Here is a 25,716-nt window from a genome sequence, read left to right as displayed (position 1 = left end):
CGACGATCACGTCGATCGGCGCGAGTCGACGGCCCGCGATCAGCCGATGCGGCCGAGCTCGGCGGCGGCGTAGAAGAGTGCGGCGATCGTCTCGCCGTCGGTGATCTCGCCGGCCGACACCATGCGGACGGCCTCGGTGAACGGCACCGCCTGCACGGCGCTGATGCCCTCCTCGGCCTGCGACCCGGCGACGGATGCCACGCGCCGCGCGCCGGTCGCGAGGTACACGGTCTCCGCGGCACGGCAGATGCCGTTGAGTGCGGTCATCCGCCCGATCTCGCGCCACTCCGCCGCCTCGTGGCCCGTCTCCTCGAGCAGTTCCCGGCGCGCGGCGACGATCGGCTCCTCACCGTCGGTGCCGCCCGCGGGCACCTCGATCGACGAGCCGACGGTGTGCCGGTCGATCGTCACGAGCAGCACCTCGTCGTCGTCGGTCATGGCGACGACGAACACGGCGTCGTTGCGGAGCTCGACGACCCCGTAGATGCCTTCGGTGCCGTCGGGCCGGACGATGTCGTCTTCGGTGACGGTGATCCATCGGTTCTCGTACACGGTGCGCCGTTCGCGCGTGGGCCAGGTCATGGTCGCTCCTTCGGTCTGATGCTCGGCGTGGCGGCGGTGGGCGGCGGCATCGGCACGTGCTCGACGAAGCGCCGCGCGAGGAGCACCGCCGCGACGCCGAGCACGGCGCCGACGACGGTCTCGACCAGCCGGTCGCCGAGCAGCACCGGCAGCGGCGTCGGGGCGGCGAGGTGCGCGACCGTGAGGGCGAGCGGGGTCACGAAGACGAGCGCCGCGCCGTAGTGGCGGCCGACGAGGATCTCGGCCCCGAACTGGCACAGGGCGATCACGGCGATGAGCACCGGGATCGGCGGCTCGGGCCACAGCACGAGCGCGGTCACGCCCACGCCGACGGCCGTGCCGATCACCCGGTGCCAGGCGCGCTGCACGGTGTGCGCGGCCCGTGCCGGCGGGATCACGGCGACCGCGCTGACCACCGCCCAGTACGGGTGGCCGATGCCGAGCGCGATGGCGACTCCCCCGGCGGCGAGCGCCGCGAGCACGTTCTGCACGACGTTCAGCCAGACCCTGGGGTCGGCGTAGGCGCGCGCCCGAACCGGCACCCGCCGCGGCAGGGCCTTGAAGATCGCCTCCTCGCGGGTGCGCGCGGCACGCCGGAGGAGCCATCCCGACATGGCGAGCAGCCACGCGAACGCGGCGGCCGCCGCTGCGACGCCCCAGCGGAGCCATCCGCTGCCGTCGCCGACGGGCTGGGCCGCGCACACGAGCACCGCGAAGACCGCGAAGAGCGGACCCGAGGGCGTCACGCCGAGCGTGTTGTAGACGAGGATCACGATCGCGATCACGACCGCCAGCACGCCCGCTTCGACGATCAGCGGCGCCTGCGCGGCCGAGAGCAGGATGCCGGCGCCGATCGAACCGAGCTGCACCGCGCCGGCCGCGGTGACCGTGCGCAGTCGCGTGCGATAGGGCTCGCTGCGACCGAAGATCGCCGTCATGCCGCCGAACGCCGCATACGCCGCGAGATCGATGCGATCGAGCGCGACGAGCACCATGAGCGGCACCACGGCGGCGAGCGCCGCTCGCAGCGCGACCTCGAGGTCGAGGGCCCGCAGCGAGCGGAGACGCGCCATGAGCCCCTCCGGTCGCGGGGCGCTCGCCGGATCGGCCATCGTCAGAGCTTCTCGATGGGCGCGATCTTGATGAGGAGCTTCTTCTGGCCCGCGGTGTCGAAGCTGACGTGGGCGATGCGCTTCGTGCCCTCGCCCGTGACCTGGGTGACCTTGCCCTCGCCGAAGTCGGTGTGGCGGATGCGATCGCCGGGCGCCAGCGTGAGGTCGCCGTTGTCGCGCACCGTGCCGGTGACCCGGTTGGCCCACTCGGTCTTCGGCTTGTCGGACCGGGTGACGCTGAACCGCTCGAGGTCGCGGTCGCGTGTGCCCCAGGCACCGCCAGGTTCACCGCGACGCGCGTTCAGGGCGCGCGGCTGGGTGCCGCCGCGGGAGGTCGCCATGCCCGGCGACTGACGCCAGTCGATGAGTCCCTCGGGGATCTCCTGCAGGTAGCGCGACGGCATCGCCACCGCGACCTCGCCGAACTGCGCCCGGCTCATCGCGAGCGAGAGGTAGAGACGCTTGCGGGCACGGGTGATGCCCACGTAGAAGAGTCGTCGTTCTTCGGCCGGGCCGCCCGGTTCGGAGGCCGACATCTGGTGGGGCAGGAGGCCCTCTTCGATGCCGGTGAGGAAGACGGCGTGGTACTCGAGCCCCTTGGCCGTGTGCAGCGTCATCAGCGAGACGGTGCCGGATGCGTCGTCGAGCTCGTCGGCCGCCGCCACGAGCGAGACCTGGGTGAGGAAGTCGACGAGCGTGGCGCCGGGGTTCTCGCGATCGAAGTCGCGGGTCTGCGCGACGAGCTCTTCGACGTTCTCTGCTCGGGTCTCGTCTTGCGGGTCGCGGCTGTTGCGCAGCGCGTCGAGCAGGCCCGACCGCTCCACGAGGAACACCAGCACGTCGGAGACCTTCGCCGCACCGGCGTTCGTGCCGGCCTCGAGCCCCTCGGCCGAGGGCACGAGCATCGCCGCGGCCTCGTCGAGCACGTTCGCGAGCGCCGAGATCGCGCCGGTCACCTTCGGTCCGAGCCCGAGCCCGTCGGCCGCGCGCATCGCCTGCCGGAAGCTGAGCTCGTTCTGCTCGGCGAACGAGGCGAGCGCCGTCTCGGTCGCCGGGCCGATGCCGCGCTTCGGCGTGTTCAGGATGCGCCGGAGCGCGAGCTCGTCGACGGGGTTCGCGACCGCGATGAGGTAGGCCATCGCGTCCTTGATCTCGGCGCGCTCGTAGAACTTCGTGCCGCCGACGACGCGGTACGGCAGCGCCGAGCGCACGAAGATCTCCTCCAGCGCGCGGGTCTGCGCGTTGGTGCGGTAGAAGACGGCGATGTCGCGGTAGGCGACGCCGGCACGGTGCAGGGACTCGATCTCGTCGGCGATGAACTGCGCCTCGTCGTGCGCCGTGTACCCGGTGTAGCCGACGATCTTGTCGCCATCGCCGTCGGCCGTCCAGAGTTTCTTCTCTTTACGGTCGAAGTTGTTCGAGATGACCGCGTTCGCCGCGGAGAGGATGTTCTGCGTCGAGCGGTAGTTCTGCTCGAGGAGCACGACCTTCGCTCCTGGGAAGTCCCGCTCGAACTCGGAGATGTTGCGGATGTCGGCTCCGCGGAACGCGTAGATCGACTGGTCGGAGTCGCCGACCACCGTGAGACTCGCGCCCGGGATCGCCCCCGAGCCGTCGGTCATGCCGCGGACGAGGATGCCGTGCGCGTCGAGCTCGTCGACGATCTCGCGCGGCACCGGCCGGGTCAGCTCGTGGATGAGCGAGTACTGGGCGTGGTTCGTGTCTTGGTACTCGTCGACGAGGATGTGCCGGAAGCGCCGCTGGTAGAGCGCGGCGACCTTCGGGAAGGCTCGGAAGAGGTAGACCGTCTCGGCGATGAGGTCGTCGAAGTCGAGCGCGCTCGCCGCCCGCAGCCGCCGCGTGTACTGGCGGAAGATCTCGAGGAACATGACCTCTTGCGGGTCGTTCATGTTGGCGTTGCGCGCGTGCGTCTCGACATCGGCGAGCTCGTTCTTCAGCTTCGAGATCTTGGCCTGCGCGCTCGCGGGCGTGAAGCCCATCGTGTCGGCGTCGAGCTCTTTGATGATGCGCTTGAGGATCGTGCGCTGGTCGGCCGAGTCGTAGATCGTGAAGGTCGACGACAGCCCGATCGACTCGGCCTCACGGCGCAGGATGCGCACGCACGCCGAGTGGAACGTCGAGATCCACATGCCCGACGCGCTCTCGCCGAGGAGCGCCTGGACGCGCTCGCGCATCTCGGCGGCGGCCTTGTTGGTGAAGGTGATCGCGAGGATCTGGCTCGGCCACGCCTCGCGGCTCTCGATGAGGCTCGCGATGCGGTGCGTGAGCACGCGCGTCTTGCCCGACCCCGCACCGGCGACGATGAGGAGCGCGGGGCCGCGGTACTCGACCGCCTCGCGCTGCTCGGGGTTCAGGCCGTCGGTCAGTCGGGAGCCGGTGGTGCCCGCATCGATGGCGGGGGGCGCCTCGCGCCAGCCGGCCGGGTCGTCGGGGTCGAGGATCAGCGTCATGTCCCTTCAAGTCTAGGCGCGACATCCGACACGCAGCTCGGGCGACGGACGGACGCCGCGACCGCACCCGAGCACCGATCCCGAGCGACGCGCGACGCGCGACGACGAACGCAGAATGTCGTAACATTTCCGCACCCCCAGCGAAGGACGACGATGACCGAACGCTCCGTGACGACCCCTGCCCCAGCCACCGCGCCCTGGCGTTACGCCATCGGCATGTTCGGCACCTCGATCCCGATCAACATGATCAAGGGGTCGATGATCCTGTACTACGTCGACATCCTCGGGCTCGACGTGCGGGTGTACGCGGGCGTCATGATCGTCTACGCCGTCATCGACGCCGTCGACAATCCGGTGCTCGGCTTCCTCTCCGACCGCACCCGCACCCGCTGGGGCCGGCGCCGGCCGTGGCTCGTCATCGGCGCACCGCTGCTCGCCGCGAGCATGATCGCCTTCTTCTCGGCGCCCGAATCGCTCGAGGGGCTCGGCCTCGTGCTCTGGTTCGCGATCTTCGCGATCCTCTGCGAGGCGTTCGACTCGATGCTGAACGCCAACTACGGCGCACTGCTTCCCGAGCTCTTCCCGCGTGAGCGCCGGCGCGCGGTCGCGAACTCGCTGCGGCAGGGCTTCCAGCTCGTCGCACTGGTCGTCTCGCTCGCGGTGACCCCGCTGCTCACGACGTCGGTGTTCGGCACCGAGGACACCACGGTCGGCTTCACGACGACGGCGACCATCTACGGCGCGATCGCCACCGCGGTCATCCTGTTCATGGCCTTCAGCGCGAAGGAGAACCCGCGCTACGCCGAGGGTGCGCGTCCGCGGTTCTTCCCGACGCTCCTCACGATCATCCGCAACCCGAAGTTCTGGTCGATCGGCGTCGCCGGCGCCTGCTATGCGAGCGCCATGGCGCTCGTGCTCGCGGGCCTGCAGCTCTACGTGCGGTACTCCCTCGGCCTGCCCGTCGCGAACGCGCTCTTCCTCCAGGCGACCGTCATCATCTGCTCGGCAGCCGGTCTGGTCGTCTGGACGCGGGTGATCCGGCGGAAGGGCGCGGCATTCACCTGGCGGCTCGCCTTCGTGATCCTCGCGCTCAGCTTCGTCCCGCTGTTCTTCGCCGCCGACCTCGTCACCGCGCTGCTCGCCGGGCTCCTCGTCGGCATCGGCTACTCGGGCATGCTCGCCACGAACGACCTGATCGTGGCGCGGGTGCTCGACGACGACGCCCGGCGGCACGGCCAGCACCGCGAAGGACTCTTCCTCTCGGCCTTCGGCTTCTTCGGGCGGCTGAACGGCATCATCACCGGTCTCGCACTCGCCTCGCTCGGCAGCTTCTTCGGCTACAACTCCGGAGACGACCCCGGCGGCCAACCGGATGTCGCGTTCCGCATCTACCTCTGCGTCTACCCGTTCCTGCTCTGCACGGTCGGCGCGGTGCTCGCCCGGTTCATCCGCGTTCCCGAGGGCCTCTCCGAAGCCGAGGCAGACGGCGAGATGACGCTCGCCGCTGTGCGCGGCACCGCGGCCGACGACGAGACGGCGCAGTGACCCGGCGCCTGGTGCTCACGGCCGACGACCTCGGCCGCGAGCAGGGCACCTCGGTCGAGATCGCGCGCCTGGCCGCCGAGGGCGCCATCACGGCGTCGACGGTCATCGTCGTCGCGCCCGGCGCAGACGTTGCGGCGAGCGCCGTCGCCCGCGCCGGCGTCGCACCGCGCCTGCACGCGACACTCTCGAGCGAACGCGGACTCGCCGCCTGGCGGCCGGTGCGAACCGCGGCGTCGCTGGTCTCGGACGAGGGGACGCTTCCCTTCGATCCTGCCGAGGTGGGGGCGCGAGCGGATGCCGCCGACGTCGCCGCCGAACTCGAGGCGCAGTTGCAGCGGCTGCTGGGCTGGGGCATCCGGCCCCTCGCCCTCGACTCGCACGCCGGCACCCTCTACGGGCTCACCGGGCGCCCGTTCATCGCCGAGGCGCTCGAACTCGCGTCACGCCACGGTCTGGGGTTCCGACTCCCCCGCGACCCGGCGCTCTACCTCGGCGGGGCGCTCCCGGCAGCGGCTGCGGCGCTGCACGCGTCGGGGGTCGCCGCCGCAGACGCGCTCGGCGTTCCGATTCCCGCCGCGATCGCGACGAACCGCATGCCGGCCGCACAGCTCGGGGGCTACGAGGGGCTCCGCGACGGCTACCTGCGCATCCTCGGGGCGCTCCCCGAAGGCACGAGCGAGATCTTCATGCATCCGGCGCCGGAGCACGCCGTCGCCGGACCCGACGGAATCGTGCGCACCTGGGAACTCGCTCTCCTCCGCGACGACCGGTTCCGGGCCGCGATCGACGCGGAGGGCATCGAACTCGTCGATGGCTGGTGACGCGCTCGGACTCGTCGCGTCAGGCCGCCGCCACCGCCCGGCGCGCTTCGACGCCGAGGTCGGGATGGTCGAGGAACACGCCGTCGACGCCCATGCCGATGATCTCGCCGAACTCGCCCGCCCAGTCGCCGAAGGCCGCCCGCGCGGTGCCGCGCCGGAACCGGCTCGCGAGGAAGCTGTTCTCGGGGCGGAGGGTCCACGTGTAGATCTCGAGGTCGGCCGCGTGCGCCGCATCGACGAGCTCGGCGCCCGAGAGCGGCGCGCCCGCGGCATCCGCTCGCTTCGCCTTCGCGCCGCCGACGAGCCGCGCCTTGCCGACGCTCACGCCGTCGAACCGGCCGGCGAGGCGGAGCAGCCCAGCCTCGGTCACGAAGGAGTCGTACTTCGGAGCACCGGAGCCCTGCTCGAGCACGAGGTCCCATGGCGCGCCGGAGCCCTCGATCAGGAACACCCGCTTGCCCCGGATGCCGCGCGCCCCGAGCCGATCGAGCAGCGTCGGCTCGAACGCCTCCATGATGAGCCGTTCGTCGCCGCGGCCCCAGCCGGCGGCATCGAGCTCGGCCTGGAACAGCTCGTCGAGCGGCAGGCCGATCGCGTCGAAGTGCGCGGCGTGCTTGAACTCGGCGACCATGCGCAGGAGGCGTCGCTGCTCGTCGGCGGCGACGTCGATGATCTCGAACAGGTCGCGGAGCCGGATGATCGGGAAGCGGTCGTCGAAGCTCGCACTCGCGTGACGCAGGGCGCCGAGCCGTTCGCGCGCCCGCAGCGTCGCGAGCTCGGCCCAGGTGAAGTCCTCGGTGAACCATCCGGTGAGGGGGCTGCCGTCGATCTCGCGCGTCGTGCGGCGCCCCGCGAACTCGGGGCGGTCCGCGACGTCGGTCGTGCCCGAGATCTCGTTCTCGTGACGCAGCACGAGCACGCCGTCACGGGTGGCGACGATGTCGGGCTCGACCGCGTCGGCGCCGAGCGCGAACGCGAGTTCGTAGGCCGAGCGCGTGTGCTCCGGACGGTAGCCGGGCGCACCGCGGTGCCCGATCACGAGCGGGCGCGGAGCTTCGTGGTGCTGCATGCGCCAAGCGTAGTCAGGGCCGGGCATGCCGAGCGGGGAATGTCGCGAGAACTCAGGGCGTTGTCACGGACAACTCGGGTAGGTTGGTAGTCAAGCGGATGCCGCGTGCGGCGGCCGCCCGACCCCCGATCACAGCCGAAAGCAGAGGAAACCCATGGCTCTCGACAACCCCGCATTCTCGCGGAACTCCGCGTTCTCCGCGCAGGGGGGCGTGGCCGCAGCGCAAGACATCTCGGCCCAGCAGCTGCAGGAGATGTACAACCAGCCCGCGACGCCGCCCGCCGGCGAGACCATGTCGGTCGAGACGACCATCCAGAAGTCGGTCGTCTCCTTCGGCCTGCTCCTCGTGGGCGCCGCGCTCGGCTGGGTCACGACCGAGTCGATGCCGTTCCTCTGGATCGGCGCCGGCATCGTGGGCTTCGTGCTCGCGCTCGTCAACATCTTCAAGAAGGAGCCGTCCCCCGCGCTGGTGCTCGCGTATGCGGGTGTGCAGGGCATCTTCGTCGGCGGCATCTCCGCGTGGTACGAGATGGTCTACGGCGGCGGCATCGTCGCCCAGGCGGTCATCGCGACCCTCGTCGTGGTTGGCGTGACGCTCGCACTCTTCGCCTCCGGAAAGATCCGCGCCTCGAAGAAGGCGACGAAGGTCTTCCTCATCGCGATGGTCGGCTACGCGGTGTTCTCGCTCGTGAACTTCGGCATCATGATCTTCGGCGGGGCTGACAGCAACCCGTGGGGTCTGCGCGGAGCCGACTTCCTCGGCACCGGCATCCCGTTCGGACTCATCCTCGGCGTGCTCGTCGTCATCATGGCGGCGTACTCGCTCGTGCTCGACTTCGACTTCATCCAGCAGGGCGTGCGCAACCGCGCCCCGAAGAAGTACGAGTGGTCGGGCGTCTTCGGCATCATGGTCACGGTCATCTGGCTGTACCTCGAGATCCTGCGGATGCTCGCGATCGCGCGCGACTGACGTCGACACCTCGCACCGTCGAACGGCCGCCTTCGGGCGGCCGTTCGTGGTTTCCGGCGGGCGCGGCTGTTCAGCGCGCCGGGCGGCTCAGATGCCGAGCGTCGCGACCGAAGCGCGGATCGTGTCGGCCGAGGCTCGGAGCAGCAAGTCCTCCTCCGTCGAGAACGGCGTCTCGGCGACCGGCACCGCGCCGTCTCCACCCACCACGCTGGGCAGCGACAGCGCGACGCCGTCGAGGCCCCGGATGCCGCGGAGCACCGTCGAGACCGGCAGCACGGCCCGCTCGTCGCGGAGCACGGCCTCGACGATGCGCGCCCCGGCCAGGCCGATGGCGTAGTTCGTGGCGCCCTTGCCGCGGATGACCGTGTACGCCGAGTCGCGCACCTCGCGTGCGATGTCGTCGAGTTCGGCGGCGGAGAACGGCTCGGCCCCGCGCCATTCGAGGATCGGCACCGGCCCGATGCGTGCGTTCGACCACAGCGGGAACTCGGTGTCGCCGTGCTCCCCCACGATGTCGGCGTGCACGCTCGACGTGGTGACGCCGGCGCGCCGGGCCAGCAGCCAGCGCAGGCGCGAGGTGTCGAGCACCGTGCCCGAGCCGAAGATGCGGTGCGGCGGCAGCCCCGTGATGCGCTGCGCTGCGACCGTGAGCACGTCGACGGGATTCGTGACGAGCACGATGACCGCGTCGGGAGCTCGCTCGAGGAGGGCGGGCAGGAGGCTCTCGAGGATGCGCACGTTGGTGCCCGCGAGGTCGAGTCTCGACTGGCCTGGCTGCTGCTTCGCCCCGGCGGTGACGACGATGACGTGCGAGCCCTCGACGACACCGAGGTCGGCCCCGCCGCTCACCGACGACCCCGTGAACTGCGTGCCGTGCGCGAGGTCGAGCACCTCGGCCTCGACCTTCTCGCGAGCGATGTCGTACAGCGCGACCTCGCTCGCGCTCCCACGGATCAGCGCCGAATACGCGAGGCTCGTGCCCACGCTTCCGGCTCCGATGACGGTCAACTTCGAGTTCTCGACGACGCCCATGCGTCCAGTCTGTCAGCACCCGTGAGGATGCGAGAAGGCCGGCACCCGATGGGTGCCGGCCTTCGTCAGCGGTCGAGTGGGAGCCTGCGCGGCTCCCCGACCGGCCTCACTCCCACTCGATGGTTCCCGGCGGCTTCGACGTGACGTCGAGCACGACCCGGTTCACCTCGGGAACCTCGTTCGTGATGCGGTTCGAGATCTTCGCGAGCACGTCGTACGGCAGGCGCGTCCAGTCGGCCGTCATCGCGTCCTCCGACGAGACGGGGCGCAGCACGATGGGGTGGCCGTAGGTGCGGCCGTCGCCCTGCACGCCCACCGAGCGCACGTCGGCGAGCAGCACGACGGGGCACTGCCAGATCTCCTGGTCGAGGCCCGCGGCGCTGAGCTCTTCACGGGCGATCGCGTCGGCCTCGCGGAGCAGGTCGAGCCGTTCGCGGGTGACCTCGCCGACGATGCGGATGCCGAGCCCTGGGCCGGGGAACGGCTGGCGCCCGACGATCGCCTCGGGCAGCCCGAGCTCGCGGCCGATCGCGCGCACCTCGTCCTTGAAGAGGGTGCGCAGCGGCTCGACGAGCTCGAACTGCAGGTCTTCGGGCAGGCCGCCGACGTTGTGGTGGCTCTTGATGTTCGCCGTGCCCGTGCCGCCGCCCGACTCGACGACGTCGGGGTAGAGCGTGCCCTGCACGAGGAACTTGATCGGCTCGCCCGCGGCGGCGGCCTCGGCGATGAGGTCGCGCTCGGCCTGCTCGAACGCGCGGATGAACTCGCGCCCGATGATCTTGCGCTTCTGCTCGGGGTCGCTGACGCCCTCGAGCGCCTCGAGGAAGGTGTCCTCGGCGTCGATCGTGATGAGCCGCACGCCCGTCGCGGCGACGTAGTCCTGCTGCACCTGCTCGCGCTCGCCCTTGCGGAGCAGCCCGTGGTCGACGAACACCGCGGTGAGCTGGTCGCCGACGGCCTCCTGCACGAGCGCGGTCGAGACGGCGGAGTCGACCCCGCCGGACAGCGCCGAGATCACGCGAGCGGTGCCGACCTGCTCGCGGATGCGCGCGACCTGCTCGGCGATGACGTTGCCCGAGTTCCAGTCGGCGGGGATGCCGGCGGCGCGGTGCAGGAAGTTCTCGATGATGCGCTGGCCGAACTCCGAGTGCTTGACCTCGGGGTGCCACTGCACGCCGTAGAACTTCTTCTCGTCGTTGGCGAACGCGGCCACGGGCGTCGAGGCGGTCGAGGCGAGCACCTCGAAGCCCTCGGGGGCGCGCGACACCGAGTCGCCGTGGCTCATCCATACGGTCTGGTCGGCGGGCTGGCCCTCGAGCAGCGCGTTGCCGGAGACATCCGTCACGGTCGCGGCGGTCGCGCCGTACTCGCGGAGGCCGGTCTGCGCGACCTCGCCGCCGAGCTGCGTGGCCATCACCTGGAAGCCGTAGCAGATGCCGAGCGTCGGCACGCCGAGCTTCAGGATGCCCTCGTCGAGCGCCGGGGCGCCTTCTTCGTAGACCGACGACGGCCCGCCCGAGAGCACGATGCCGATCGGGTTCTTCGCCGCGACCTCGGCCGCGGTGATCGTGTGCGGCACGATCTCGGAGTAGACGGATGCCTCGCGCACGCGCCGGGCGATGAGCTGGGCGTACTGGGCGCCGAAATCGACGACGAGTACCGGCCGCTGCTCGGTGGGCTGATCGGTCACTGCTGGGCCTCCAGGGTGTCGGAAGTGTCGGTGGGGTCTGAGGCGACGGGTTCGGCCGCTGCGGCCTCTGCGGCTTCGCGGCGGTCGAGGTACTCGCGCACCTCACGACCGATGCGCGCCTCGAGGAAGAACGAGAGGAACGGCACGATGCCGCCGAGCGCGATGACGATGAAGCGGCTGAACGGCCAGCGCATGAGGCTCCAGAGCCGGAAGTCGCTGAAGAGGTAGACGACGTAGAACCAGCCGTGCGCGATGAGGATGCCGGTCGAGAGGTTCACGCCCGTGCCGGTCGACTCGAGGCCGGCCGCCGTCTCGATCACGGGGGTGAAAGCGAGCACGCCCTGGTCGCCGAATGCGTAGAGCTCGAGGTGGAAGACGTACTTCATGATCATCTCGGCGCACAGCAGCAGGAGCATGACACCGGTGATCACCGAAGCGACCTGGTAGAACTTCAGCGCCCCGCGAATGCGCGGCAGATCGGCGGATTTCGGCTCGAGGGGCATGAGACCAGTCTACGCGGCGTCGAGCGCGCGATCGTCAGTCACCGGCAGGCGGCCCGGCGGCGGTCGTCGATGCGACGGATGCCGCGGCCTCGTCCTGCTCCTCGCGTTCGCGTTCGACGGCGTCGCGCACGAGTCGGTACCAGAGGTAGATCGCGAACCCGGCGAAGACCGCCCATTCGAGCGCGTAGAAGACGTTGAGCCAGTCGAGCTGCTGCTCCTGCTCGGGCGGCGGCGAGGCGATCGCATCGAGGCCCGCGGGCGCATCGGCGGCGGTGACGTAGCCGAAGTAGACGGGCCGGTCGTCGTAGTCGGCCCAGATGTTGATGAGCTGCGCCACGGCGACGGTCTGCATCGAGAACGGGTCGGCCTCCTGGTCGGGGGCGATCGGCGCCTCGCTCGGCAGGAAGCGGCCGACGAGGGTGATGGGTTCGCTCGGGTCGATCGACCGCTCGAACGCATTGGCGGCCTCACGCGCGGTCTCTTCGTCGGCAGCCCAGCCGAGTGCGACGGGAAGGCCCGCGGGAGTGCCATCCGTCACCTCGAGGTGCACGACGGGCCAGAATCCGGCGACGCCCTCGTTCAGCCGGCCTTCGACGATGACGGTGTCGCCGGGCACGACGGTGCCGGTGACCTCGACGAGTTGGGCGGTCGCCGCCTGCGTCGTCGGCCCGTCGGGCTCGGCGATGCCCGCGAACGGCCGCACCTCTTCGGTCGGGCGTTCGACGACGACCGACGATTCGACGGCGCGCTCGAGCTGCCATTGACCGAGCAGCGCGAACGCCGCGGCGATGCCGAGCGCGAGGAGCAGTGCGAGCACCCACCGGGGGCGCAGCATCATCTTGAGCATCAGTCGTCGGCTCCCGCGTTGGGCGTGGTTGCGCGGGAGACGTGCATGCCCTCCAGTTTAGGCGTCCGCTCCGGATGCTCGATCCACCGCGGGAGCGCTCAGTCCACCTTCACGATGTCGGGTGCCTCGAGCCGCACGCGGTCGGCCGACTCGTCGTCGGGCTGTTCCTGCGAGGCCCGTTCGGCGGCGACCCGCTCGAGGTAGCGCTCGACCTCGAGGGTCTGGCGCGCCGTGTTCCAGCCGAGCACCTTGCCCATGAGCTTCGCGGCGACCGGGGCGGCGGAGACGCCGCGGTCCCACGCCTCGATCGAGATGCGCGTTCGACGGGCGAGCACGTCGTCGAGGTGCAGGGCTCCCTCGTGCGAGGCCGCGTAGACGACCTCCGCGCCGAGGTAGTCGTCGGCCCCCGGCAGCGGCTCGCCGAGCGACGGATCCTCGCGGATCAGGTCGAGCAGCTCGTCGGTCATCGTGCCGTACCGGTTCAGCAGGTGCTCGATGCGCACCTCGTGCACGCCGAACGCCCGCGCGATCTTGCCGCGCTTGTTCCACGCCGCCTGGTAGCCCTCGGCTCCGAGCAGCGGGATGTCCTGCGTCGTCGACTTCGGCACCTTGCCGTCGAGGGCGTCGGCCGCCGCGTCGATCGCGTCCTTCGCCATGACCCGGTACGTCGTCCACTTGCCGCCCGCGATCACCACGAGTCCGGGCACGGTGTGTGCGACGAGGTGCTCGCGCGAGAGCTTCGAGGTCTGGTCGCTCTCCCCGGCGAGCAGGGGCCGGAGACCGGCGTACACGCCCTCGACGTCCTCCCGGGTGAGCGGGATGCCGAGCACCGCGTTGACGTGCTCAAGCAGGTAGTCGATGTCGGCGGCGGTCGCCGCCGGGTGCGCCTTGTCGAGGTTCCAGTCGGTGTCGGTCGTGCCGATCAGCCAGTGGCGGCCCCACGGGATCACGAACAGCACGCTCTTCTCGGTGCGGAAGATCATGCCCATCGCCGACTGGATGCGGTCGCGGGGCACGACGAGGTGCACGCCCTTCGATGCGCGCACCTTGAACGTGCCGCGTTCGCCGACCATGCGCTGGGTGTCGTCGGTCCAGACGCCGGTGGCGTTCACGACCTGCTTCGCCCGGATCTCGAAGTGCTCGTCGGTCTCGAGGTCGTGCGCCTTCACGCCCACGACGCGTTCGCCGACCTTGACGAAGCCCTCGACCTTGACCCGGCTCGCGACATGGGCTCCGTAGAACGACGCGGTGCGGGCGAGCGAGGCCACGTACCGCGCATCGTCGACCTGGGCGTCGTAGTAGGTGAGACCGCCGACGAGCGCGTCCTTCGAGAGCGACGGGATGGCCCGCATGACCTGCCGCTTCGACAGGTGGCGGTGGTGCGGCACGCCCGGGGGCCGCCCGCCGGTGTAGCTGAAGACGTCGTAGAGCAACATGCCGGCGCCCACGTAGCACCGTTCGATGATGCGGGTCTTCAGCGGGTAGAGGAAGCGCACGGGCTTCACGAGGTGCGGGGCGATGCGCTGCAGCAGCAGGCCGCGCTCGATGAGCGCCTCGCGCACGAGTCTGAAGTCGAGCTGTTCGAGGTACCGGATGCCGCCGTGCACGAGTTTCGATGAACGACTCGAGGTGCCCGACGCCCAGTCACGGGCTTCGAGGAGCCCCGTCGAGAGGCCTCGGGTGACCGCGTCGAGCGCGGATCCGGTGCCGACGATGCCGCCGCCGACCACGAGGATGTCGAGCTCTTTCTCTTTCAGCCGCGCGATCGCGGCCTTCCGTTCCTCTGGTCCGAGCTTGGTCGAACGCGTCACCGGCTTGAGCCCCGCCGACTTCTGAGTCGCCATCGTGCCACCCCATCCCCGCGGCCTCACGGCGAGGCCGCGCGATCCGGTTCCCACGCTACCCGAACCGCCTGCGGAATGAGCGAGGAGATCTGTTGATTGAGCTCGTCGAAATCCGGATGCCGGGTTTCGACAGGCTCAACCCGCAGAAGCTACGACGACTGATACGGCGCGACGACGACGTCCACGCGCTGGAACTCCTTGAGGTCGGAGTATCCGGTGGTCGCCATCGAGCGCTTCAAGGCGCCGATGAGGTTCGTGACGCCGTCGGCCGACGGCGCGGGGCCGTAGAGCACCTCTTCGAGCGGAGCGACCTGTCCGACGTGCACGCGCTGGCCGCGCGGCAGCTTCGGGTGGTGCGCCTCTGCGCCCCAGTGGTAGCCGCCGCCCGGGGCATCCGTCGCCCGTGCGAGTGCCGCGCCGAGCATGACGGCGTCGGCGCCGCACGCGATCGCCTTCACGATGTCGCCCGACTTGCCGACTCCGCCGTCGGCGATGACGTGCACGTAGCGGCCGCCCGACTCGTCGAGGTAGTCGCGGCGTGCGCCGGCGACGTCGGCGACCGCTGTGGCCATGGGGGCGTGGATGCCGAGGGTCGCACGCGTCGTCGACGCCGCTCCCCCGCCGAAGCCGACGAGCACGCCGGCCGCGCCGGTGCGCATGAGGTGGAGGGCCGCGGTGTAGGTCGCGGCACCGCCGACGATCACGGGCACATCGAGCTCGTAGATGAACTTCTTGAGGTTCAGCGGCTCCTGGTTCTTCGAGACGTGCTCGGCCGACACCGTGGTGCCGCGGATCACGAACAGGTCGACGCCCGCGGCGACGACGGTCTCGTAGAGCTCCTGCGTGCGCTGGGGCGAGAGCGCGCCGGCGACGGTGACCCCCGCCGCGCGGATCTCGGCGAGGCGCTCCGTGACGAGCTCGGGCTTGATCGGCTCGGAGTAGAGCTGCTGCATGCGGGCCGTGGCGTGCTCGGGCGCGAGGTTGCGGATCTCGGCGAGCACGGGCTCGGGGTCCTCGTAGCGGGTCCACAGGCCCTCGAGGTCGAGCACGCCCAGACCGCCGAGCTGGCCCATCATGATCGCCGTCTGCGGCGAGACGACGGAGTCCATGGGTGCCGCGAGGAACGGGATGTCGAACTGGTACGCGTCGATCGTCCACCCGACCGAGACGTCTTCGGGGTCGCGGGTGCGCCGGCTGGGCACGATCGCGATGTCATCGAATGCATAGACGCGCTGGCCCCGCTTGGAGCGGCCGATCTCGATCTCCTGGGTCACCACTCAACCCTACCCGGCCGATACCGCGCCGGTTGAGAGGAGCAGGGCGTCCACCGGAACTCGCACTCACTGCCATGACCGTTGCGATCGTCGACGCGGGTGGTCGAGCCGACGCCCTCGGAGCCGACGACGGACTGGACCGAACTCATGCCCTGCCCTGTGCCGATCGTGATGAGTGCTCGAGCCCGGCGCCCTCCGACTCCGACGGGTCCACTGCTTCGAACGGACGTTCGCCCCTGCCCAGGTCAGCCGATGCACGCCGACGGCTCTGGCGTGCCGACTGCACGACAGCGATGACCGCAGCCACGAGCACGAGCAGGAAGCCGGACACCGGCGCCGCACTCACCCCGATCAGCGCGATCATCAGCAGCGCGATGCTGACCGACCATGGCAGCCGCCCGGCGTGCTCGAGGGCGGTCATCGCCAGGCCGGCGACCAATCCGAAGAATCCGGTCATCAAGAACCAGAGCGCCACCTCGAGGTCGCTCGTCATCGCTCCGTACCAGCCGCCGGCCAATGCCTCGCCCAGCGCTGGAGCAGATGCAAGCACTCCGACTGCAGTGTGCAGCACCCACACGATGATGAGCACCGGTCCGGCAATCGCCGTTCGCCTGTTGCTTCTCTGTCTCGTCATGCCGATCAGTCTGGGTGTCGGCACCCCCTCCGCGCCTCACCCCATCGGGTGACCCGACTCCGCGCGTCCACGACTCGCTCCACGACTCCAGGCGCGAAGCTAGCGGGCGCGTACCACGCGGGACTCGTCCCACACCGGGGCATCCGACTCGTAGACCTCGCCGTCGCTGCCGAAGACGAGGAACCGGTCGAAGCCGCGCGTGAACCAGCGGTCGTGGGTGACCGCGAGCACGGTGCCGTCGAAGCGCGACAGGCCCTCTTCGAGCGCCTCGGCCGAGACGAGGTCGAGGTTGTCGGTCGGTTCGTCGAGCAGCAGCAGCGTCGCGCCCGAGAGTTCGAGCAGCAGGATCTGCAGTCTCGCCTGCTGCCCGCCCGAGAGCGAGTCGAAGGTCTGCTGCGCCGCCGCCGCGAGTCCGTAGCGGTCGAGCGCCGAGCTCGCGGCCTCGCGCGCCATGCCGTCGCGGTTGGCGTCGCCGCGATGCAGGATGTCGAGGAGGGTGCGGCCGCGGTACTCGGGGTGCTCGTGGTTCTGCGCGAACCAGCCGGGCACGACCCGTGCGCCGAGCACGGCACGACCGGTGTGCGGCACCCGGGCGAGCGACTCGCCCACCGTCGTGATGTGGCCGAGGGTGCGATCGGGTTCGGTGCCACCGCCCGCGAGCAGGCGCAGGAAGTGCGACTTGCCCGAACCGTTCGAGCCGAGCACCGCCACGCGGTCTCCGTACCAGACCTCGAGGTCGAAGGGCTTCATGAGCCCCGTGAGCTCCAGCCCTTCGCCGACGACGGCGCGCTTGCCCGTGCGCGATCCGCGCAGGCGCATCGACACGGCCTGCGCGGGCGGGCGCTCCTCGGGCGGCCCGGCCTCCTCGAACTTGCGCAGGCGAGTCATCGCGGCCTGATAGCGCGAGGCCATGCCGTCGTTGTAGGTCGCCTTGACCTTCAGGTTGGCCACGAGCGTCTTCAACGCGACGTGCTGCTCGTCCCATCGGCGGCGCAGCTCGTCGAGTCGTTCGAAGCGCTCGTCGCGCGCCTGGTGGTATCCCTCGAAGCTGCCGCCGTGCACCCACGCCGTATTGCCGGCCGCGCCGACCTCGAGCGTGACGATGCGATCGGCGGCGCGGGCGAGCAGCTCGCGGTCGTGCGAGACGAGCAGCACCGTCTTCGGCGTGGCCCGCAGCTGCGACTCGAGCCACCGCTTGCCCGGCACATCGAGCGAGTTGTCGGGCTCGTCGAGCAGCAGCACCTGCTCGGGTCCGCGGAAGAGCGCCTCGAGGGCGAGCCGCTTCTGCTCGCCGCCCGAGAGCGTGGAGAGCTCACGCCACTTCGCGCGCTCGAACGGGATGCCGAGCGCCGCGATCGTGCAGTGGTCCCACACGACCTCCTGGTCGTAGCCGCCCGCCTCCGCGTACTCGGCGAGCGCGGTGGCGTACCGCATCTGCGCCGCGGTGTCGTCGTGTTCGATGAGGGCGGCCTCGGATGCATCGAGCTCGATCGCCGCCTGACGGATGCGGGTCGGCGCGACGGAGACGAGGAGCCCCTGCACCGTGGCATCCGTGCCCTCGATCGTCGCGCCGGTGCCGACGAACTGGTCCATCACGCCGAGCCCGCCGTCGACCTGCACGCTGCCCTCGTCGGGTCGCAGCTGGCCGCGGATGATGCGCAGCAGCGTCGACTTGCCCGCGCCGTTCGCGCCGATGAGGGCGGTGGTCGCGCCATCCGTCACGCGGAATGCGAGGTCGGCCAGCAGCGGCCGGCCGTCGGCGAGCGAGAAGGAGACGCCGTTGACGTCGATGAAACCCATGGGAGATCCGTTCGGTCCGCGGCCGGGCCACCTCGCCCGGTTCCGCACCGCCCGATGGGCAGCCGACCAGACTAGCGCGCATCGATTGCCTCTGCCACCCGCAGCCGTTCTGCGGCAAGCTGGAGCCATGCAACGCACCGCAGCAGAGCCTCTCGACGTCCTCCGCACGCGAACCAGCGAGAAGTGGCGCCATTACCCCGCCGACGTGCTGCCGCTGCCCGTCGCCGAGATGGACTACCCGCTCGCCGACCCCATCAAGGCGGCGCTGCACGCCGCCGTCGACCGCTCGGACACGGGCTACTCGTCGGGCAGTCGCCAGGTCGCCGAGGCATTCGAGGGCTTCGCCGCGACCCGTCTCGGCTGGACGATCGACCCGACGCGCGTGACCTGCACCGCCGATGTCAGCATGGGCATCGTCGAGATGCTGCGACAGGTCACCGAACCGGGCGACGGTGTCATCATCACCCCGCCGATCTACCCGCCGTTCTTCGACCTCGTGACCGAGGCCTCGGGCCGGGTCGTCGAGGTGCCGATGCTCGGCGGCATCGACGAGGGCTGGTCGCTCGACCTCGACGGCATCGATGCGGCGTTCGCCGCCGGCGCCCGGGCGATGGTGCTCTGCAACCCGCACAATCCGATCGGCCTGGTTCCGGATGCCTCGCAGCTGGCCGCCCTCGCGGACATCGCCGCCCGGCACGACGTCACGATCGTCTCCGACGAGGTGCACGGCCCGCTCGTGCAGCCCGGCGTCGACTACACCCCGTTCCTGACCGTCTCCGACGCGGCACGCGAGCACGGCGTCACCGTCACCGCGGCGACGAAGGCGTTCAACATCGCCGGGCTGAAGGCGGCCCTCATCGTGACCGCGAGCGATCGCGGCGACCGCGCCCGCACCGCACTCCCCTACGAGGTCGAGTGGCGCATGAGCCAGTTCGGGTCGATCGCGTCCGTCGCGGCGTTCCGGCACGGCGGCCCGTGGCTCGACGGCGTGCTCGCGAGCCTCGACGACAACCGGCGCCTGCTCGCCGAGCTGCTCGCCGACGAGCTGCCGGGCGTGCGCTACCGCATGCCCGACGCGACCTACCTCGCCTGGCTCGACCTCTCGGCGCTGGGTTGGGGCGACGACCCCGCCGCGTACGCGCTCGAGCACGCGAAGGTCGCCCTCGGCATCGGGCCCATGTTCGGTGCCGGCGTCGGTCGCGGACACGTGCGACTGAACTTCGCGTGCTCGCCCGAGGTGCTCGCCGAAGCCGTCACGAGGCTCGCCGACGCCCGCTGAGCGCCGGGCGCGAGCCCCGGCCGAGCATCCGAGCGAAGGGACTCGAGGAGCCATGACGACCGAACCGAACACGTCGACCGGGATCCGGTTCGCCGTGCCCGACGACGCACCGACGGCCGCTCGCCTGCAGGTCGAGTTCGCGGTCGAGTTCGACTCGCCCACGCCGAGCCGGGAGGTGCTGACCCCGCGGTTCCGCGCGCTCATCGCCGACGCCTCGGCATTCGTGCTGTTCGCGGGCGCGCCGCCCGAACCGCAGGGCTACGCGGTGGTGACACTGCGTCCGACCGTGTACTGCGACGGCCCGCTCGCCGTGCTCGACGAGCTCTACGTGGGCCCCGGCCTGCGCGGCGCCGGCATCGGCACGGCGTTGCTCGAGCACGCGATCGCCGAGGTGCGCCGCCGCGGCGGTGGCGAGATGCACATCAACGTCGACGAGGACGACGTCGATGCCCGGCGGTTCTACGAACGCCAAGGGTTCGTGAACATCGAGCCGGGCACCGACTACCGCATGCTCTGCTACATCCGGGAGCTCTAGCGGGTGTAGTTCGGCGCCTCCACGACGATCTGCACGTCGTGCGGGTGCGATTCCTTGAGCCCCGCCGGCGTGATGCGCACGAATCGGCCCTTGGACTTCAGCTCGGCGATCGTGCGCGCGCCCACGTAGAACATCGACTGGCGGAGGCCGCCGATGAGCTGGTACGCGACGGCCGACAGCGGGCCGCGGTAGGGCACCTGGCCCTCGATGCCCTCGGGGATCAGCTTGTCGTCCGACGGGACATCCGCCTGGAAGTAGCGGTCCTTCGAGTACGAGGTCTTCTGGCCGCGGGTCTGCAGTGCGCCGAGCGAGCCCATGCCGCGGTACGCCTTGAACTGCTTGCCGTTCTGGAAGACGAGTTCGCCGGGGCTCTCGGCGGTGCCGGCGAGCAGGGAGCCGAGCATCACGGTGTCGGCGCCGGCGACGAGCGCCTTCGCGATGTCACCCGAGTACTGCAGGCCGCCGTCGGCGATGAGCGGCACACCGGCGGGCTTCGTGGCCTTGGAGGCCTCGTAGACGGCCGTGATCTGCGGCACGCCCACACCCGCGACGACGCGCGTGGTGCAGATCGAGCCCGGGCCCACGCCGACCTTGACGGCGTCGGCGCCGGCGTCGACGAGCGCCTGCGCGCCCTCGCGCGTCGCGACGTTGCCGCCGATGACGTCGATGTGGGCGAACGTCGGGTCGGTCTTCAGCCGGCGGATGATGTCGAGCACGCCGGCCGACTCGCCGTTCGCGGTGTCGACGACGAGCACGTCGACGCCCGCGTCGCGGAGCGCCTCTGCGCGCTCCCATGCGTCGCCGAAGAAGCCCATCGCGGCGCCGACCCGGAGGCGGCCCTCGCTGTCTTTCGTCGCGTTCGGGTACTGCTCCGACTTGTCGAAGTCCTTGACCGTGATGAGTCCGGTGAGGTGGCCCTCGTCGTCGATGAGCGGCAGCTTCTCGACCTTGTGCTTCGCGAAGATCGCGAGCGCCTCGTCGGGGTTCATGCCGACGCGGCCCGTGATGAGCGGCATCTTCGTCATGACCTCGGCCACCGTCGTGGTCGGCTTCTCGAAGTCGGAGACGAAGCGCATGTCGCGGTTCGAGATGATGCCGACGAGCTTGCCGTCGGTGTCGACGACGGGCAGTCCGCTGACCCGGTACGTCGCGCAGAGCGCGTCGACGTCGGCGACGGATGCCTCGGGCGTCGTGGTCACCGGATTGGAGACCATGCCCGACTCGCTGCGCTTGACGCGGTCGACCATGTCGGCCTGGTCGGCGATCGAGAGGTTGCGGTGCAGGATGCCGATGCCGCCCTGGCGGGCCATCGCCACGGCCATGCGGGCCTCGGTCACGGTGTCCATCGCGGCGGAGAGCAGCGGCGTCGCGACGTTGATGCGGCGGGTGAGCCGCGAGGTCGTGTCGGCCTCGCTCGGGATCACATCGGTATGGCCAGGCAGCAGAAGGACGTCATCGTAGGTGAGTCCTGTGAGTCCGAACGGGTCGGCCTGGTCCATGTCGCTCCTTGTGTCGAGTTCTGCCCGAATACCGCGCGCCGGTGGTCGGGCCCGCAGTATCAATGTTAAGCGAGTTTGCATCCCGGGCATTCCCGGATAACAATCGAACGCCGTTTGCCTCATGAGCGAAACACATGAGACATAATCGGCACGTACTGTCGACGACGTTGTCGACAGGTAAGGACCGAACCCCGAAGGCCACCAGCCCGAGGGGTGCCCTTGGAGGTGCAGTGAAACCCACACGAACGCTCGCCCATCGGTCTCCAGGGAGGTGGCTCGTTCTCCTCGGAATCCTCGTGTCCGCACTCACTCTGTCCGGCATCGCAGCGTCCCCTGCGATGGCGGAGGATGGGAGTACGGCCCAGGCTTCCGAAGAATTCGAGTACTTCTTCACGGGGAACGTGCAATTCGATCGCGAGCCGCTCGAAGGCGTCAAGATCACGGTCGAAGGCGGCGGCTTCGAAGCCGACGCCGAGACCGACGTCGACGGCAAATGGCGCATCGGCGTGCCCGAGAAGGGCGAATACAAAGTCACACTCGACGAGGACACGCTCCCCAAGGGCGTCGTCGTCGCGAAGGGCGAGGCCACCGTGACCGCGGAGTTCGGCCTCACGAAGCTGAAGGCCGTGAACTTCTTCCTCGGCGAGGGCGAACGCACGACCACGAACTTCGGCGCGCAGCTGCTCGAACGAGTGATCAACGGCCTGAACTTCGGCCTGCTGCTCGCGCTCGCGGCCATCGGCCTCTCGCTCATCTTCGGCACGACGGGGCTCTCGAACTTCGCCCACGCCGAGATGGTGACGTTCGGCGCCCTCATGGTGCTGACGCTCGGCGTCGACCTCGCCTGGCCGATCTGGCTGGCCATCGCGGCCGCCATCGTGCTCAGCGCCGGGCTCGGCTGGACGCTCGATGCGGTCATCTGGAAACCGCTCCGCAAACGCGGTGTCGCGCTCATCCCGCTCATGATCGTGAGCATCGGCCTCTCGCTCGCGATCCGCTACACGTACCAGTTCTTCTACGGCGGAGCGACCCGGCAGCTGCCGGGTGCCACCGCACCGAAGGAACTGTCGTTCGGCGGCGTCCAGCTCTCCTGGATCGACGTCGGCAGCATGGTCGTCTCGGTCGTGGTGCTCCTCGGCGTGGCGTTCTTCCTGCTGCGGACCCGCATCGGCAAGGCCACCCGCGCCGTCTCCGACAACGCGAGCCTCGCCTCCGCGAGCGGCATCGACGTCGACCGCGTCATCCGCATCGTCTGGGTGCTCGGTGCGGCGCTGGCCGGCCTCAGCGGCATCCTCTGGGCCTACTTCCGTCCCGGCGTCAGCTGGGACATGGGCTTCCAGATCCTGCTGCTGATCTTCGCCGCGGTCACGCTCGGCGGTCTCGGCACCGCGTTCGGCGCCCTCGTCGGCTCCCTCATCGTCGGTCTCTTCATCGAGATCTCGACGCTGTGGCTGCCGAGCGACCTGAAGTACGTGGGCGCGCTCGTCGTGCTGATCCTCGTGCTGTTGTTCCGACCGCAGGGCATCCTCGGTCGCCGCGAGAGAATCGGCTAAGGAGGACCGACCATGATCGACTGGATTCAGATCTTCTCCAACGCGGCGCAGGAGCTCATCAGCCCCACGACCGCGGCGTACGCGCTGGCCGCTCTCGGCCTCGCGATCCACTTCGGATACACGGGCCTGCTGAACTTCGGGCAGGCGGGCTTCATGGCCCTCGGCGCCTACGGCTACGCGATCTCGGTGCTCTCGTTCGGGCTCCCGGTGTGGGCGGCGATTCTCGTCGGCATCGGCGCGTCCGTCGTGTTCGCCCTGATCCTCGGTATCCCCACGCTGCGGCTCCGTGCCGACTACCTCGCGATCGTCACGATCGCGGCGGCCGAGATCCTGCGGCTCATCTTCACGACGAACACGTTCGAGGCCATCACGGGCTCGGCGCAGGGCCTCAACGGATACAAGGGCAGCTTCGCCGCCTTGAACCCCATCCCGAAGGGCACCTACGGATTCGGCCCGTTCCAGTACAACGAGTACGACTGGTGGCTGCGGATCCTCGGGTGGACCGTGGTGGTGCTCCTCGCACTGCTCACCTGGCTCATCATGCGCAGCCCGTGGGGCCGCGTCATCAAGGGCATCCGTGAGGACGAGGACGCGGTTCGCGCGCTCGGCAAGAACGTCTACTCGTACAAGATGCAGAGCCTCATCCTCGGTGGTGTCTACGGCACCCTCGCCGGCATGATCTTCATCCTGCCTCGAGCGGTCGTTCCGGCGAACTACCAGACCTCGCTCACCTTCTTCGTCTATGCGATCCTGCTGCTCGGCGGGGCCGCCACGATCCTCGGACCCATCGTCGGCTCGATGATCTTCTGGGTGCTGCTCTCCTTCTTCTCGGGCTTCATCTCCCGAGCGGTCGAGGCGGGCTGGCTCCCGTTCATGACGCAGGTGCAGGCCGGACAGCTCCGGTTCATCCTCGTCGGCGTCGCGATCATGCTGATCGTGATCTTCAGGCCTCAGGGCATCTTCGGAAACAAGAAGGAGCTGGCCTTTGTCAAGTGAAGTCACTCCCACGTCCAAGCCGGTGAAGACCACCGGCCTCCACATCGGCGAGGCAGAACCGGGATGCCGCAAGGTCGACCCGATCCTCATCGCCGACGGGGTCACCCGCACGTTCGGCGGCCTGAAAGCGGTCGACGTCGACCACGTCGAGATCCCCCGCGGCGCGATCACGGCCCTCATCGGCCCGAACGGCGCCGGCAAGACCACGTTCTTCAACCTGCTGACGGGCTTCGACAAGCCCGACACCGGCAAGTGGGAGTTCGACGGGCGCTCGCTGGCGCACGTGCCCGCCTACCGGGTCGCCCGCATGGGTCTCATCCGCACCTTCCAGCTGACGAAGGCGCTGGGCCTGCTCAGCGTGCTCGACAACATGAAACTCGGCGCGAAGGACCAGAGCGGCGAGAACCTCTTCCGCGCGATGTTCCCCTTCCTCTGGCGCAAGCAGGAGGAGGAGATCGAGTCGAAGGCCGTCGAGCTGCTCACGCGCTTCAAGCTCGATGCCAAGCAGACCGACTACGCGGCGAGCCTCTCGGGCGGGCAGCGCAAGCTGCTCGAGATGGCACGGGCCCTCATGAGCGATCCCACGCTCGTGATGCTCGACGAGCCGATGGCGGGTGTGAACCCGGCACTGACGCAGTCGCTGCTCGACCACATCCTCGACCTGAAGTCGCAGGGCATGACCGTGCTGTTCGTCGAGCACGACATGCACATGGTGCGCCACATCGCCGACTGGGTGGTCGTCATGGCCGAGGGTCGCATCGTCGCGGAGGGCGATCCCTACACGGTCATGGAGAACCCCGCTGTGATCGACGCCTACCTCGGCGCGCACCACGACAGCGATCTGGGTGTCACCGACACCGAACACGTCGAGGCGATCAAGGAGCTCATCGATGACGAACAGTGAATCCGCCGCGAGTGCGGTGGTCGAGCCCCTCGGCGACGAGGTCGTCGCGGTCGACAACGTCACCGCGGGCTACCTGCCCGGAGTGAACATCCTGAACGCGTGCTCCCTGGTGGCACGGCAGGGTGAGCTCATCGGCATCATCGGCCCGAACGGCGCCGGCAAGTCGACCCTGCTCAAGTCCATCTTCGGACTGGTGAAGGTGCGCGAAGGCCAGATCCGGCTGAACGGCGAGGAGATCACGAACCTGAAGGCGAACAAGCTCGTCGCCAAGGGCGTGGGCTTCGTGCCGCAGACGAACAACGTGTTCCCGTCGCTCACCATCCAGGAGAACCTCGAGATGGGTATGTTCCAGAAGCCCAAGGGGCTGAAGGATCGACTGGAGTTCGTCACCGAGATCTTCCCCGAGCTCGGCAAGCGTCTCGGCCAGCGCGCCGGCTCGCTGTCGGGCGGTGAGCGGCAGATGGTCGCCATGTCGCGGGCGCTCATGATGGGCCCGCACGTGCTGCTCCTCGACGAGCCGAGCGCGGGCCTCTCGCCCGTGCGTCAGGACGAGGCGTTCCTGCGAGTGAAGGAGATCAACCGCGCCGGCGTCACGACCATCATGGTCGAGCAGAACGCCCGCCGCTGCCTGCAGATCTGCGACCGCGGCTACGTGCTCGACCAGGGCCGCGACGCCTACACGGGCACCGGTCGCGACCTGCTGAACGATCCGAAGGTCATCGGTCTCTACCTGGGCACGCTCGGGCAGGACTGACC

22 protein-coding genes are annotated in these 25,716 nt (G+C 69.8%); 9 read left to right on the top strand and 13 right to left on the bottom strand.

The window, feature by feature from the left end:
* Positions 1 to 39: 39 nt before the first annotated feature.
* Genes BUR99_RS09990 through BUR99_RS09980 form a run of 3 tightly spaced genes read right to left on the bottom strand, consistent with a single transcriptional unit; the run spans position 40 to position 4,165 of the window.
* On the bottom strand, positions 40 to 582 hold the full coding sequence (locus BUR99_RS09990) for an NUDIX domain-containing protein (protein WP_074260161.1): 543 nt from the start codon (positions 580 to 582) through the stop codon (positions 40 to 42).
* The gene (locus tag BUR99_RS09985) at positions 579 to 1,694 is read right to left on the bottom strand and encodes an FUSC family protein (RefSeq protein ID WP_074260160.1); all 1,116 of its coding nucleotides are present in this window, start codon (positions 1,692 to 1,694) and stop codon (positions 579 to 581) included. The genes BUR99_RS09990 and BUR99_RS09985 overlap by 4 nt, the downstream gene beginning before the upstream one ends.
* Before the next feature lie 2 nt (positions 1,695 to 1,696).
* Positions 1,697 to 4,165 carry an ATP-dependent helicase gene (locus BUR99_RS09980; RefSeq protein ID WP_074260159.1) on the bottom strand — a complete coding sequence of 823 codons (2,469 nt, stop codon included), beginning with the start codon at positions 4,163 to 4,165 and terminating at the stop codon, positions 1,697 to 1,699.
* Between the two features lie 153 nt (positions 4,166 to 4,318).
* On the opposite strand from BUR99_RS09980, the gene BUR99_RS09975 reads away from it, so the two are divergent.
* Entirely contained in the window at positions 4,319 to 5,710 is a 1,392-nt protein-coding gene (locus BUR99_RS09975) for an MFS transporter (protein WP_074260158.1), read from the top strand.
* Positions 5,707 to 6,531: a carbohydrate deacetylase gene (locus tag BUR99_RS09970; RefSeq protein ID WP_074260157.1), complete on the top strand. Its 825-nt coding sequence runs from the start codon at positions 5,707 to 5,709 to the stop codon at positions 6,529 to 6,531. Before BUR99_RS09975 ends, BUR99_RS09970 begins: the two co-directional genes overlap by 4 nt.
* 19 nt (positions 6,532 to 6,550) lie before the next feature.
* On the opposite strand, the gene BUR99_RS09965 is transcribed toward BUR99_RS09970, so the two are convergent.
* Positions 6,551 to 7,600 carry a glycerophosphodiester phosphodiesterase family protein gene (locus BUR99_RS09965; protein ID WP_074260156.1) on the bottom strand — a complete coding sequence of 350 codons (1,050 nt, stop codon included), beginning with the start codon at positions 7,598 to 7,600 and terminating at the stop codon, positions 6,551 to 6,553.
* A 154-nt stretch (positions 7,601 to 7,754) separates the two neighbouring features.
* Here BUR99_RS09965 and BUR99_RS09960 point away from each other — a divergent pair, with 154 nt between their 5' ends.
* Positions 7,755 to 8,570, top strand: a complete 816-nt coding sequence (locus BUR99_RS09960; RefSeq protein ID WP_074260155.1) for a Bax inhibitor-1/YccA family protein — start codon at positions 7,755 to 7,757, stop codon at positions 8,568 to 8,570.
* An 87-nt stretch (positions 8,571 to 8,657) separates the two neighbouring features.
* Here the strand turns inward: BUR99_RS09960 and BUR99_RS09955 are convergent, their stop codons facing one another.
* The 8 genes from BUR99_RS09955 to BUR99_RS09920 all read right to left on the bottom strand — a co-directional run bounded on the left by BUR99_RS09955 (position 8,658) and on the right by BUR99_RS09920 (position 18,194).
* Positions 8,658 to 9,602 carry an L-lactate dehydrogenase gene (locus BUR99_RS09955; protein WP_074260154.1) on the bottom strand — a complete coding sequence of 315 codons (945 nt, stop codon included), beginning with the start codon at positions 9,600 to 9,602 and terminating at the stop codon, positions 8,658 to 8,660.
* A 106-nt stretch (positions 9,603 to 9,708) separates the two neighbouring features.
* Entirely contained in the window at positions 9,709 to 11,292 is a 1,584-nt protein-coding gene (guaA, locus tag BUR99_RS09950) for a glutamine-hydrolyzing GMP synthase (protein ID WP_074260153.1), read from the bottom strand.
* Entirely contained in the window at positions 11,289 to 11,795 is a 507-nt protein-coding gene (locus BUR99_RS09945; protein ID WP_074260152.1) for a DUF3817 domain-containing protein, read from the bottom strand. The genes guaA and BUR99_RS09945 overlap by 4 nt, the downstream gene beginning before the upstream one ends.
* A gap of 34 nt (positions 11,796 to 11,829) precedes the next feature.
* Complete coding sequence (locus BUR99_RS09940; RefSeq protein ID WP_159440981.1) at positions 11,830 to 12,630, bottom strand: SURF1 family protein; 801 nt, start codon at positions 12,628 to 12,630, stop codon at positions 11,830 to 11,832.
* Positions 12,631 to 12,740: 110 nt separating this feature from the next.
* On the bottom strand, positions 12,741 to 14,486 hold the full coding sequence (locus tag BUR99_RS09935; protein ID WP_074260150.1) for a glycerol-3-phosphate dehydrogenase/oxidase: 1,746 nt from the start codon (positions 14,484 to 14,486) through the stop codon (positions 12,741 to 12,743).
* A 149-nt stretch (positions 14,487 to 14,635) separates the two neighbouring features.
* The gene (locus BUR99_RS09930) at positions 14,636 to 15,760 is read right to left on the bottom strand and encodes a GuaB3 family IMP dehydrogenase-related protein (RefSeq protein WP_074260149.1); all 1,125 of its coding nucleotides are present in this window, start codon (positions 15,758 to 15,760) and stop codon (positions 14,636 to 14,638) included.
* A 145-nt stretch (positions 15,761 to 15,905) separates the two neighbouring features.
* Positions 15,906 to 16,394, bottom strand: a complete 489-nt coding sequence (locus tag BUR99_RS09925; protein WP_143231568.1) for a DUF6463 family protein — start codon at positions 16,392 to 16,394, stop codon at positions 15,906 to 15,908.
* A gap of 99 nt (positions 16,395 to 16,493) precedes the next feature.
* Positions 16,494 to 18,194, bottom strand: a complete 1,701-nt coding sequence (locus BUR99_RS09920) for an ABC-F family ATP-binding cassette domain-containing protein (RefSeq protein ID WP_074260147.1) — start codon at positions 18,192 to 18,194, stop codon at positions 16,494 to 16,496.
* 127 nt (positions 18,195 to 18,321) lie between these two features.
* On the opposite strand from BUR99_RS09920, the gene BUR99_RS09915 reads away from it, so the two are divergent.
* Positions 18,322 to 19,473: a MalY/PatB family protein gene (locus BUR99_RS09915; protein WP_074260146.1), complete on the top strand. Its 1,152-nt coding sequence runs from the start codon at positions 18,322 to 18,324 to the stop codon at positions 19,471 to 19,473.
* A 52-nt stretch (positions 19,474 to 19,525) separates the two neighbouring features.
* Entirely contained in the window at positions 19,526 to 20,008 is a 483-nt protein-coding gene (locus BUR99_RS09910; RefSeq protein ID WP_074260145.1) for a GNAT family N-acetyltransferase, read from the top strand.
* On the opposite strand, the gene guaB is transcribed toward BUR99_RS09910, so the two are convergent.
* Positions 20,005 to 21,507 carry an IMP dehydrogenase gene (gene guaB / locus BUR99_RS09905; RefSeq protein WP_074260144.1) on the bottom strand — a complete coding sequence of 501 codons (1,503 nt, stop codon included), beginning with the start codon at positions 21,505 to 21,507 and terminating at the stop codon, positions 20,005 to 20,007. The two genes, BUR99_RS09910 and guaB, sit on opposite strands and share 4 nt — an antisense overlap.
* Positions 21,508 to 21,908: 401 nt before the next feature.
* Between guaB and BUR99_RS09900 the strand changes: the two genes are divergently transcribed.
* Genes BUR99_RS09900 through BUR99_RS09885 form a run of 4 tightly spaced genes read left to right on the top strand, consistent with a single transcriptional unit; the run spans position 21,909 to position 25,714 of the window.
* The gene (locus BUR99_RS09900; protein ID WP_394327834.1) at positions 21,909 to 23,060 is read left to right on the top strand and encodes a branched-chain amino acid ABC transporter permease; all 1,152 of its coding nucleotides are present in this window, start codon (positions 21,909 to 21,911) and stop codon (positions 23,058 to 23,060) included.
* 15 nt (positions 23,061 to 23,075) lie between these two features.
* Positions 23,076 to 24,056: a branched-chain amino acid ABC transporter permease gene (locus BUR99_RS09895; RefSeq protein ID WP_074260340.1), complete on the top strand. Its 981-nt coding sequence runs from the start codon at positions 23,076 to 23,078 to the stop codon at positions 24,054 to 24,056.
* A complete protein-coding gene (locus tag BUR99_RS09890) occupies positions 24,046 to 24,960 on the top strand; it encodes an ABC transporter ATP-binding protein (protein ID WP_074260142.1) in 915 nt (304 codons plus the stop codon). The genes BUR99_RS09895 and BUR99_RS09890 overlap by 11 nt, the downstream gene beginning before the upstream one ends.
* A complete protein-coding gene (locus BUR99_RS09885; protein ID WP_074260141.1) occupies positions 24,947 to 25,714 on the top strand; it encodes an ABC transporter ATP-binding protein in 768 nt (255 codons plus the stop codon). The genes BUR99_RS09890 and BUR99_RS09885 overlap by 14 nt, the downstream gene beginning before the upstream one ends.
* Positions 25,715 to 25,716: the final 2 nt, after the last annotated feature.

The sequence above is a fragment of the Agromyces cerinus subsp. cerinus genome, from assembly GCF_900142065.1.
In the GTDB taxonomy this organism is placed as follows: domain Bacteria; phylum Actinomycetota; class Actinomycetes; order Actinomycetales; family Microbacteriaceae; genus Agromyces; species Agromyces cerinus.
The sequence above is the reverse complement of the archived record's forward strand: the minus strand, read 5'-3'. Positions and strand labels throughout refer to the sequence as shown.

Excerpts from the sequence above, each read along its gene's own strand:
- BUR99_RS09990 (WP_074260161.1), bottom strand. The coding sequence starts at position 582 with ATGACCTGGCCCACGCGCGAACGGCGCACCGTGTACGAGAACCGATGG.
- BUR99_RS09985 (WP_074260160.1), bottom strand. The coding sequence starts at position 1,694 with ATGGCCGATCCGGCGAGCGCCCCGCGACCGGAGGGGCTCATGGCGCGT.
- BUR99_RS09980 (WP_074260159.1), bottom strand. The coding sequence starts at position 4,165 with ATGACGCTGATCCTCGACCCCGACGACCCGGCCGGCTGGCGCGAGGCG.
- BUR99_RS09975 (WP_074260158.1), top strand. The coding sequence starts at position 4,319 with ATGACCGAACGCTCCGTGACGACCCCTGCCCCAGCCACCGCGCCCTGG.
- BUR99_RS09965 (WP_074260156.1), bottom strand. The coding sequence starts at position 7,600 with ATGCAGCACCACGAAGCTCCGCGCCCGCTCGTGATCGGGCACCGCGGT.
- BUR99_RS09960 (WP_074260155.1), top strand. The coding sequence starts at position 7,755 with ATGGCTCTCGACAACCCCGCATTCTCGCGGAACTCCGCGTTCTCCGCG.
- BUR99_RS09955 (WP_074260154.1), bottom strand. The coding sequence starts at position 9,602 with ATGGGCGTCGTCGAGAACTCGAAGTTGACCGTCATCGGAGCCGGAAGC.
- BUR99_RS09945 (WP_074260152.1), bottom strand. The coding sequence starts at position 11,795 with ATGCCCCTCGAGCCGAAATCCGCCGATCTGCCGCGCATTCGCGGGGCG.
- BUR99_RS09940 (WP_159440981.1), bottom strand. The coding sequence starts at position 12,630 with ATGCTGCGCCCCCGGTGGGTGCTCGCACTGCTCCTCGCGCTCGGCATC.
- BUR99_RS09935 (WP_074260150.1), bottom strand. The coding sequence starts at position 14,486 with ATGGCGACTCAGAAGTCGGCGGGGCTCAAGCCGGTGACGCGTTCGACC.
- BUR99_RS09925 (WP_143231568.1), bottom strand. The coding sequence starts at position 16,394 with ATGACGAGACAGAGAAGCAACAGGCGAACGGCGATTGCCGGACCGGTG.
- BUR99_RS09920 (WP_074260147.1), bottom strand. The coding sequence starts at position 18,194 with ATGGGTTTCATCGACGTCAACGGCGTCTCCTTCTCGCTCGCCGACGGC.
- BUR99_RS09915 (WP_074260146.1), top strand. The coding sequence starts at position 18,322 with ATGCAACGCACCGCAGCAGAGCCTCTCGACGTCCTCCGCACGCGAACC.
- BUR99_RS09910 (WP_074260145.1), top strand. The coding sequence starts at position 19,526 with ATGACGACCGAACCGAACACGTCGACCGGGATCCGGTTCGCCGTGCCC.
- guaB (WP_074260144.1), bottom strand. The coding sequence starts at position 21,507 with ATGGACCAGGCCGACCCGTTCGGACTCACAGGACTCACCTACGATGAC.
- BUR99_RS09885 (WP_074260141.1), top strand. The coding sequence starts at position 24,947 with ATGACGAACAGTGAATCCGCCGCGAGTGCGGTGGTCGAGCCCCTCGGC.